Annotated in this window: 10 protein-coding genes and 1 pseudogene; 4 read left to right on the forward strand and 7 right to left on the reverse strand. The window is 44.3% G+C overall.

Translation table 11 applies throughout. The annotated features are described in order from the left end of the window. The 4 genes and pseudogenes from A3761_RS05520 to A3761_RS05530 all read right to left on the reverse strand — a co-directional run. A pseudogene (locus A3761_RS05520) lies at positions 1-597 on the reverse strand (serine--tRNA ligase); the annotation flags it as partial. A 62-nt stretch (positions 598-659) separates the two neighbouring features. Further along, positions 660-1028 (reverse strand): fluoride efflux transporter CrcB, encoded by a 369-nt coding sequence (gene crcB / locus A3761_RS05525; RefSeq protein WP_068515105.1) that lies wholly within the window; start codon positions 1026-1028, stop codon positions 660-662. An 85-nt stretch (positions 1029-1113) separates the two neighbouring features. Further along, complete coding sequence (locus A3761_RS28930; protein WP_082865032.1) at positions 1114-1290, reverse strand: PCP reductase family protein; 177 nt, start codon at positions 1288-1290, stop codon at positions 1114-1116. Between the two features lie 35 nt (positions 1291-1325). Continuing rightward, positions 1326-2744, reverse strand: coding sequence for an L-serine ammonia-lyase (locus A3761_RS05530; protein ID WP_068515102.1), 1419 nt, complete (start codon positions 2742-2744; stop codon positions 1326-1328). A 197-nt stretch (positions 2745-2941) separates the two neighbouring features. Between A3761_RS05530 and A3761_RS05535 the strand changes: the two genes are divergently transcribed. Both A3761_RS05535 and A3761_RS05540 read left to right on the forward strand, forming a co-directional pair. Beyond that, on the forward strand, positions 2942-3697 hold the full coding sequence (locus A3761_RS05535; protein WP_068739044.1) for a glutathione S-transferase N-terminal domain-containing protein: 756 nt from the start codon (positions 2942-2944) through the stop codon (positions 3695-3697). A gap of 124 nt (positions 3698-3821) precedes the next feature. Continuing rightward, the gene (locus tag A3761_RS05540) at positions 3822-4736 is read left to right on the forward strand and encodes a lysophospholipid acyltransferase family protein (protein WP_068515098.1); all 915 of its coding nucleotides are present in this window, start codon (positions 3822-3824) and stop codon (positions 4734-4736) included. Here the strand turns inward: A3761_RS05540 and A3761_RS28935 are convergent. After that, complete coding sequence (locus A3761_RS28935; protein ID WP_197469648.1) at positions 4686-4943, reverse strand: efflux RND transporter permease subunit; 258 nt, start codon at positions 4941-4943, stop codon at positions 4686-4688. The two genes, A3761_RS05540 and A3761_RS28935, sit on opposite strands and share 51 nt — an antisense overlap. A 272-nt stretch (positions 4944-5215) precedes the next feature. Here A3761_RS28935 and A3761_RS05545 point away from each other — a divergent pair, with 272 nt between their 5' ends. After that, a complete protein-coding gene (locus A3761_RS05545; RefSeq protein WP_068515095.1) occupies positions 5216-6172 on the forward strand; it encodes an AEC family transporter in 957 nt (318 codons plus the stop codon). Between the two features lie 36 nt (positions 6173-6208). Here A3761_RS05545 and A3761_RS05550 read toward each other — a convergent pair whose 3' ends face one another. Together A3761_RS05550 and A3761_RS05555 are read right to left on the reverse strand one after the other, a co-directional pair. Next, on the reverse strand, positions 6209-6901 hold the full coding sequence (locus A3761_RS05550; RefSeq protein WP_231875513.1) for a crotonase/enoyl-CoA hydratase family protein: 693 nt from the start codon (positions 6899-6901) through the stop codon (positions 6209-6211). Positions 6902-7027: 126 nt separating this feature from the next. Further along, positions 7028-8842 carry an acyl-CoA dehydrogenase gene (locus A3761_RS05555; RefSeq protein WP_068515089.1) on the reverse strand — a complete coding sequence of 605 codons (1815 nt, stop codon included), beginning with the start codon at positions 8840-8842 and terminating at the stop codon, positions 7028-7030. Between the two features lie 130 nt (positions 8843-8972). On the opposite strand from A3761_RS05555, the gene A3761_RS05560 reads away from it, so the two are divergent. Continuing rightward, positions 8973-9965 carry a GlxA family transcriptional regulator gene (locus tag A3761_RS05560; RefSeq protein ID WP_068515087.1) on the forward strand — a complete coding sequence of 331 codons (993 nt, stop codon included), beginning with the start codon at positions 8973-8975 and terminating at the stop codon, positions 9963-9965. Positions 9966-10142: the final 177 nt, after the last annotated feature.

Here is a 10142-nt window from a genome sequence, read left to right on the forward strand (position 1 = left end):
AACAACGTAAGGAAGGTAGACTTCTTCATAACCATTTTCAGCTGAATGCGTATCAAGCATGAACTGCGCTAAAGCACGATGAAGCTTGGCTAACTGTCCGCGCATCACCACAAAACGTGAACCGGTCAATTTACTTGCAGTTTCAAAGTCTAATTGTTTATTGATGTCACCTAAAGCTACGTGATCTTTAACCTCGAAATCAAATTTTCCAGGCTCACCCCACTTTAATACTTCGACGTTATCATCTTCAGAATTACCTTCAGGCACTTCAGAGTCTGGTATATTAGGCATGCCTGCAAGCAAATCGTTTAACTGATCCTGCACTTCACTTAATTCCGCCTTTGCAGATTCTAAAGAAGCACCAATTGTATCCATTTCGGCAATTAGTGGCGCAATATCTTCTCCGGCCGCTTTGGCTTTACCAATCGATTTTGAGCGAGTGTTGCGTTCATTTTGAAGCTCTTCAGTCTTTGACTGTATTTGCTTACGCGACTCTTCTAGGGATGAAAACAAGTCTGTATCAAACTTATACTTCTTTATTGCCAGCTTTTCAGCGATTTCATTGGTTTCGGTGCGGACGAGTTTTGGATCTAACATAAATAAAATTCTTGCGTTAATGTTTAGTCGTTAAATTAGTAATGTTTTGGTATTTAATATTCTTAGAGGCTAGCGCGCGAGATCAGCACCCCGGCAAATAGCGCGACAATGCAAATCAGTGTTGTACCTATAATATAAAATGCAGCAATTAATATTTCGCCACGATCCAGCAATTGCCAGGCCTCAAGCGAAAAAGTAGAGAACGTCGTAAACGCGCCAAGAAACCCGGTCATAACGAAAGGCTTCATGTCAGCAGGAACGATACTTTTCTCAACGATATATACATAGGCAAAGCCCATCAATAATGAGCCTAGAATGTTCGCGGTCATAGTACCCCAAGGGAATGCTCGAGAGCCTACAAGGGAAACGAGCCCATAACGCGCAAGCGCGCCCAGGGCGCCAGCAACGGCGATCAGTAACAAGTGATTCATTAGAGATTTGAGGTTCCTTTATAACACTCGCAGAGTTTACCGCGAAAAGACGATAAAACACACCGAAAAAACGAATATTCCCACTCTAACCGGGCATTTCTTTTCGTTTAATTTCAATTAGCAAGCCCTCATTTATCTCTGTTAAATTACGAGCCCTGGCAACTTTTTCTACGCGGGATTTTACAAATGGCCTAATGAAAAAAGGGACCTTCTTCAAGCGTGCCTTTGCGCAACTGCGCCAAACGATTGCGCTTTCTGTCATCCTTTATCTCCCATACCTAATTTATTCAGATAATNTTAACAGTCTACCCACCTGACTGCTAACCCTCCCTGAGAGGTTTCCTTGAACTCTTCTGACATTGCCTCACCAGTTTGCTTCATCGCCGCAATACAATTATCCAAGGTAATTAAATGGCTACCGTTACCGTGCATCGCAAGTGACGCAGCCGCATAGGCTTTGATGGCACCAAATCCGTTCCGCTCTATACAAGGTACTTGAACAAGACCTTTTACCGGATCGCAAGTCATACCTAAATGGTGTTCTAGGGCAATCTCTGCTGCATTTTCTATTTGCCAAATAGTCCCCCCCATGACAGCACAGCAAGCAGCTGCCGCCATCGCTGAGGCAGAACCGATTTCCCCTTGGCAACCGACCTCAGCCCCCGATATAGAGCCAGTATCTTTAATTATCGCGCCGATGACTGTCGCAGTTAGCAGAAACTCTCGTGACTTAGATTCTGAAATCTCTTCATGCTTGGTTAGATAATAAAGCAATGCTGGGACTACACCCGCCGCACCGTTTGTTGGCGCGGTTACGACTGCTTGTCCCGCAGCATTCTCTTCATTGACCGCCATTGCGTATGCACAAAGCCAATCATTGACACTAGCATTACTGGGATTCGCGCTAAGATCGGAATATAACTTGTTTGCACGCCGCTCTAATAACAGTCCTCCGGGCAGTTGCCCATCAGCAGATAAACCACGTTCTATGCTTGCAAACATCGCCTCCTTAACTGTGCAAATATTTGCCTCAGTAACACTCTCAGCACTACTCATGCATTCATTTTCCATCTGAATTACTGCAAAGCTTTTATCTTCTTTCTCGGCGATAGACAGCAACTCACTCATGTTTGAATAGGTATGTTTCTGGCTGTGGCCGAACGGCACTTTACGCCTCCCTTTTTTCTCCTTTTGGCGCTTACTCTTATCGGCAAGTTCATCTTTAGTTAAAATAAAACCGCCACCAACGGAAAAGTACGTTTCAGACAAAATGACCCGTTCTTTCTCACCAGCACTTGATAGCGTAAAGCTGAAACCATTCGGATGTTCCGGGTACACGAGCTTCATATCAAACTCTATTCCCGACGCTGGGCCAAAGTTTACACACACACCTTGAACAATTTCGATAAAGTTTTTTTGCTGAAAACTATCAATCGCTTTTTCTAAATTACCGTTGAATGAAAGCTTAGCGGCCTGTGCCGGCGAATAGCCATTGAGACCCAGAAGGATTGCCGTATCTGTACCATGACCAATACCCGTATACGCTAAGGAACCTGTCAAGCGGCACCTAAGATTAAGGCGCTTGCCTTTAAGAAAGGTGGGATTTATAGCCTTTATCTTAGTGACGAAGTCCTTTGCGGCAATCATAGGGCCATTAGTATGAGAGCTGGAAGGTCCAATACCTAGTTTAAATAGATCTGTAATACTCGTGAACATAATACAACCTCACGCGTGATTTCTTTCTATGCAGGTAGCAACAAACCATAATCATCTTATTATAGCCTTAAACCCGTAACTCAGCCTGAACTTACAGCCTCATATAATAATTTATGGGTAGACACAGCCGATATTTGTCTATGACAAACAAACGATTAAGCCTTACAATGCAGCCGTGCTTATTATGGAGGATCGCTATGAAAAACTTATTCGACATCACCACGTCTACCCTTGCATCAACACTACGTGTTTGGCGTGGCACGTCAGCGAGCAAGGTTGCAATACAACCTGAGCAGGAGCTGGTTATATTCGACAGAGAAGGTTGCCCGGAATGTCGGTTTGTCAGGGAAGCACTGACCGAACTCAACCTTGATGCAATGGTAGCCCCCTGCCCAATCGGTGGGCGTGATATAAAAAAACTTGCACAAGAATCCGGCAGCCAGACGCTCCCAAGGTTATTCGCCCCCAACACTGACCTCAATATTGCTGGCCGCGATGAAATTGTTACTTACCTATTTAAAGAGTACAGGGGCTTGGAAGTCCCTAAGCAACTCCGCCGCAGTTTAATGAATGATACGGCATCCAAACTGGCTAGTGTTTTACGTAATAATGCAGGTGTCCACGCGCGCCCTGCAAAAGCGGCTAAACTCCCATTGACGCTATATAGCTTCGAATCCAGCCCTTTTTCTCGTGTAGTAAGAGAAAAACTATGCGAACTTGAATTGCCATACTTACTGATCAATTTGGGCAAGCAGCAACTAGCTGATATGGGTCCGGCAAACTTCCGCTTCAGCATTGGCGCTTATCAACCATTAGAAAACACCAAGCGCGATGATTTCTTTAAAAAACATGGAAACGTGCAAGTACCGTTTCTTATTGATCCCAATACCGGAACAGAAATGTTTGAGTCTCAAGAAATTGCTCGCTATTTAGAGTCCACTTACGCGCAATAAAACGCGTTGACACAGCATATATAGCCTCTTATTTTCTTTAGTTAGCCATAAGCGCTAGTGTTACAACTTTAAAACCAGTAATATCCGGCGCTAATTTTGTTCCTTTGATACGGCATTACACCTCATGGCTAAACCTAAAAAACAACGACCGCTTTGGCACCCCTCATTTCTGCTTACCTGGCTCATTGTGTTTGTACTGTTCTCCATTGCACACCTACCCTTATTGTGGAAGCACTCTATTGCTAAAAAGTTGGGCAACCTCACTCACAATAAAATGAAAAGCAGAGTTAAGGCATGCCGACAGAATATTGATGCCTGCTTTCCAGAGTTAAGTGATAATGAACGCGAACAGTTGGTAAAAGATGTATTCACATCTACGTCTGAAGGCTTCATAGAAACACTTCAGTCCTGGTGGCGTGACCTTAGCCCTTATATGAGCAAGGTAGAAGTCTATGGCCTAGAACACTTAAAAGAAGCAGAGAAACGAGGTGGCGGCGTATTTCTTTTAGGTGGGCATTTTGGTATTTTCGATATTGCCCTGCCGTTTATCGCAGCACAACTTCAAAAACCTGGCTATATGTATCGACCCAACAACAATCCGGTAGTTGATTGGATGATTGAAAGTGGACGCCAGAGAAATGTTGATATTGAAAGCTTCCATAAAAGACAACTGAAAGAAATGATTCAGTTTATGAAAGAAGGCGGTGAAGTCTGGTATGCACCTGACCAGGATTTCGGCAAAAAGTGCGACCTTTTTGCTCCATTCTTTGGTATCGATGCCGCCTGTATATCGACTCCTAGCTGGATCGCTCGCGAATCTGGGGCAGCTGTCATCCATGTCTCGCAATACCGCCTCCCTAATGGCCGCTATGAAATCTACTTTTCTCCCATCCTTGAAAACTTTGGTGAAGACAATGAAGCCGATGCCAGAGCATGGAATAAGCTCTTAGAAGAGTCGATCCGAAGGCATCCTAGTCAGTATTTATGGCTACACAAGCGCTTTAAAACACGCCCCCCCGGTGAAGCTAAATTTTATTAGCACACAAACTTCGCTTACAGCGTCTTCGACGCTACTGCCATGCTCAACACGCACTGTTATAAAATCAACAATAAGCAAAGAATTCCTTACAGCTACGCCTGCCAGAGCAATTACATCTATCATTGTAGCTGCAGAAAAGCTTTGCCTGAGCAGCCAATGACTTGGAAAAACACCAATTAACCCCAGCGGAATAAATACCATCACCAAAAGGTGGGAGACGAAAGGATTAGTAACAAATACCTAGACAACATCAGAAGACGCAATTGATCAATAAACTACATATTCGGTTTGCGATTAATTCAGGAGCTTCATGCCAAACTTTACCGCTCGAAAAGACAGCCACACAAGCCTAGGGAAAACGCTGAGGAGACATAAAAGCTAAATTTGTATCGAAACTAGCTTTGCTTAAAGCACTTTTCGGAACTCAACTGATAAATCGCATATACTTAGCTACAAATTACGCTTTTTGAGAGACTCCATTGTCATCTTTTCTTGATTTACTATTGTACACCTCAAATATTACCTTACCCATTTTTATCATTGTATTTCTAGGGTGGTTCCTTCGACGAACAAGCTGGTTAACTGAAAGTTTCATCAATTCCGGCTCAAAACTCGTTTTCACCATCGCATTACCCGCTCTGTTATTTATCAAAGTACTGGAATCTGACCTATCAGCCGTTTTTGATACTAGGCAAGTTATGTTTGCTTTGCTTGTAACTGTAGCTGGATTCCTAGCCTGCTGGCGGCTAAGCGGCACGATGAAACTTCTACCAGAAAATAGAGGCGTTTTTGTACAAGGAGCCTTTCGTGGAAATATGGGTATCGTTGGCCTAGCACTTTGCATGAACATGTATGGCGATGAAGGTTTAGCTGTCGGCTCTATTCTACTGGCTTTTTTAACACTGCTTTATAATGTCCTGTCTGTCTTTGCGCTGACATTACCGTTCCATTCAGATAAACGTTTTGATTGGCTATCGATGGCAAAAGACATGGCGAAAAACCCGCTGATCATCGCCATTGTTACAGCACTTGTGCTTAACCTCCTGCAGTTAGAGCCACCAGCCATCATTATGAAAAGCGGCGAGTACTTTGCAAACATGACTTTGCCTCTAGCATTGATTTGCGTAGGCGGTTCGATCAAGTTAAATGAATTAAAAGATAGCAATCATCTTGCATTAAAAGCAACTTTACTGAAGCTTGTTGGATTGCCATTGCTGTTCACCCTTGCCGCCTTAGTGATGGGTTTTAAAGATTTAGCATTGGGTACTTTGTTTCTTATGTTCGCAAGCCCCACAGCTACAGCGAGTTTCGTAATGGCTAAGGCCATGCGAGGCAACGCCGAATTGGCCGCAACGATTATCGCTTTATCCACCGTACTGTCACTATTAACAGTAAGCACAGGAATATTTGTACTGCGGGCATTAGGTTTGGCCTAAGCGTGCCTCGTCTTTGTTAAATTGATCCTTCAGGGCTTAACGCCCTACGAAGACCGCATCACGACGCTCGATAAATGACTGAACTCCCTCATTCATATCTTCTGACTCAATGACGGGCTTTAAGCTAGGAAAAAGTTGCTTTATGGCCGATGCCTCGCCTTCTTGTCTTGCAAGCTTAGATGAAGTCAAGCTTCCACGTACAGCCAAAGGAGCTGCCTTAGCGATCTTCTGTGCTAGCGCTAAGGCACATTCTAACTGCTTCCCTGGCTCACATATTTCCTGAATCATTCCCATGCGATACGCATCAGCGGCCGACCACTCGTCACCCGTGAGTAAATATCGTTGAGCATTGGCCCAACCCATTTCATTCTGTAACCGTATCGTTGCCCCACCACAGGCAAACAAACCACGCTGAACCTCCAGCTGAGCAAAGCGTGCATTCTCCGAAGCAACTCTGATATCTGTATTGAGCATCATCTCAACCACCCAGGTATAGCTATAACCTTGCACCGCCATAATAACAGGCTTCGACAAGCTTGGGCCTGATAATGCAAAGGGGTCTATGGTTCTCTCAGGCAAAGGCGGCAAGCCTCCTGATTTAAGAGGCTCTAACCAATCAGTGAGCTCCAAGCCAGCTGAAAAATGTTCTCCCTCTGCGTAAAATACGGCAACACACAAATTATTATCATGCTCCAGCTGGTAATAGGCTCGTGCAATATCGTGATACATTTAGACCGTTAGCGCGTTATACTTTTCCGCTCGATTAACCTTGATCAATAAGATCGAACCTCTTACATCGACTTCAATATAGCTCACTTTTTCCTCCGCTTTCGAATTTGGTTTATGTCTCAAGGTCTAGAACCAGTTTGGCTGCATTTCAAAACAGGTATCGTCTCGCCCCAAAAGTAGATCTGCTTCGTGCTTAGCTAATGGTAATTGCCATTTAATATAATATTGAGCAGCCTGGAGTTTGCCACGGTAAAACGAAAGCTCTTCATGGTTTGCGGGCTCAGTTTCGGCAATCCCCTTTTCTGCCGCTAAGGCCTGGCGTAACCACAGCCACGACACCACCACGCGAGCAAACATCGAAAGGTAAGAACTGGCATTAGATAAGGTCAAGTCAGGAGATTCTTTCTGAAGGTCAGCGCCTAATTGCATAGTAACCCTATGCACTAGTGACAAATGTTCTTCAATTGTTTGCGCCCACGCTTGAAGCCTTTCACTGGATTCTTTAGCACGAGAAAGGTCTAAATTCACCTTAGAGACCAGAACTTGAAGTCCTTTACTGTTGCGCTGCCATAGCTTGCGACCCACTAAATCCAAGGCCTGGATACCATTCGTTCCTTCATGAATTGGGTTTAACCTATTGTCGCGCCAATATTGTTCGACAGGGTACTCTCTGGTATAGCCTGCACCGCCAAGCACCTGAATCGCTAGATCATTCGCTTTTACACCAACTTCGGAGCTCCATGATTTGATCACGGGTGTCAGTAAGTCCAGTAAGAGCTCTGATTTTTCTCTTTCGTCTGCATCAGGGTGTGTATTGACATCATCTAATAAGAAATAACCAAACAGGCATAGTGACATTGCACCTTCAACGTATGCTTTTTGCTCTAACAGCATTCGACGCACGTCGGCGTGCTGGATAATCTCAACAGGCTTGTCATCCGCCTTTTGGCTCGCCAAGCGGCCTTGTAAGCGCTCATTTGCATAAGACAGTGAACTCAGATACCCGCGATAGCCAATCATCGCGGCACCCATCGAAACGCCTAATCTCGCTTCATTCATCATTTGGAACATATAGCGAAGGCCCTGGTGCTCTTCGCCTATCAGATACCCTACACATTCATTGTTATCACCAAATGAAAGCATGGTCGAGGTCGTACCGCGGTAACCCAATTTATGAATGAGCCCAGCTAATGCAACATCATTACGATCTGCCGGTTTACCATCGTCATCCAATCTATATTTAGGAACCAGGAACAGCGAGATTCCTTTTACGCCCGATGGCGCACCGTCAATTTTAGCCAAGACAAGGTGAACAATATTGTCGGCCATTTCATGATCGCCACCCGAAATGTACATCTTATTTCCTTTGATCAGGTATTGACCTGCGGTGTCTGATGCTTTTGCTCGGGTTGTGATATCGGCTAAAGATGACCCAGCATGAGGCTCTGTCATTGCCATGGTGCCAGTGAACTTACCGGCTAACATAGGGCTTAAGAAATTACCTTTTAGCGCATCCGAAGCATAAGTTTTGATTAAATTGGCTGCGGCTATCGTTAAAAATGGATAACCCGCTGATGAAGCGTTAGCACTTGTGAAATACCCCATACACGCAGCCATAATAACTTCTGGCAACTGCATCCCACCTAACTCGTAGTCATCTCGCCCTGCAAGAAAGCCTGCTTCAGCCAACGCATCAAAGGCCTCTTTTACCTCTGGCAGAATGCTTACCTTCGCACCATCAAAACTGGGCTCATTACAATCTAGTTTGGCATTATGGTTAGCAAACTTATCCTCAGCAATTTGTCTTGCTGTAGAGATCGCTGCATTAAAGGTTTCAACATTATGTTCATTAAAACGAGCGCGCTCAGTAAGTGCGGCGGTTTCAAGCACTTCATACAACTGAAACTGAACGTCTCTTTCATTTAATAAATCGGTTTCCATGCCTTACAAGCCTCTTAATGATGAATAGGTTATTTACCTATCACTGTCTCATATCGAGAGGGATTACATAACTGGCTTTTATGACTTAAACTATGCCGTTTATGCCACCAGTATTCTTGGATACACAACAATGAAGCAAGTCACCATTCTCGGGTTTGATTACGCCTTTGCTACAGCAATTATCGGTATGGCAGATTTACTCGCTTCGGTTGGCGTTACTTGGAATTACATTCATGGAGATAAGCTATCCAGACAATTCAATGTCGAAATTGCTAGCTTAAACGGTGGTAAAATTCGGTGTGCTAATAATATTGAAATCAATGCGCATAAAACCATTGAAGAAATCAGTTCAAGTGACCTGCTTGTCATACCGACCATCGCTGGCGATATTGCTCAGACACTGGCTTTAAATAAAGCAGCACTCCCATGGATCAGAAAACTATATGAAGGTGGCTGCGATATCGCATGTAATTGTACCGGCGCTTTTCTGCTTGCCGACACAGGCATGTTAGATCACAAAAAAGCGACGACGCATTGGGGCTTCGTCGAGCAGTTTGCACAGAAATTTCCAAAGGTAGACTTACAGCCGGACCAGTTAATTACAGAAGATGGGCAAATATTTTGCTCTGGTGGCGGCACGGCCTGGTTTGATATGAGCCTGTTTCTGATTGAGCGCTATTGTGGCTATGAACTCGCGCAAGCTAGCTCCCGGTCATATGTTTTCGACATTGGCCAAGATAAGGTTAGTAGCATTAAACGTATACCCGGCAAACATTACCACCAAGACAAGCAAATCATAAGCTTACAAAACTGGCTAGAACATCACTTTGCTGAAGACTTTTCAATCGACGAACTTGCCGAGCGTATCAACATGACACCAAGGACATTCAAACGCCGCTTTAAAGCGGCTACCAGTGATACACCAATCACCTACGTACAGAAGCTTCGGATTGAATCTGCCAAAAGGATGCTAGAAGGCAGTAAAAAGTCTTTAGAACAGATCACCCAAGAAGTCGGCTACAACGATATGTCTTCTTTTATTCGCCTGTTTAAAAAACATACATCTATGTCTCCTGGCGCTTTTCGTGTTCGTTTTTCACGTAGGCCTGAAGTGCCGAGCTAACAACTTGGAAGCACAGGGCCTGTGCAGCAAGAACGCTAGTCCTTTCTGAGAGGAAATTTCTATCGATTATTCACGAGAGGTACAGCAGACAAATAACCAAGGCCAATCTTAGTTTACCAAACGAGACCTTGTCAGAGTACTTGGTTACAAGGCTGGGTACTTGGATACTCCGGTCTA

This window comes from Oleiphilus sp. HI0123 (genome assembly GCF_001635315.1).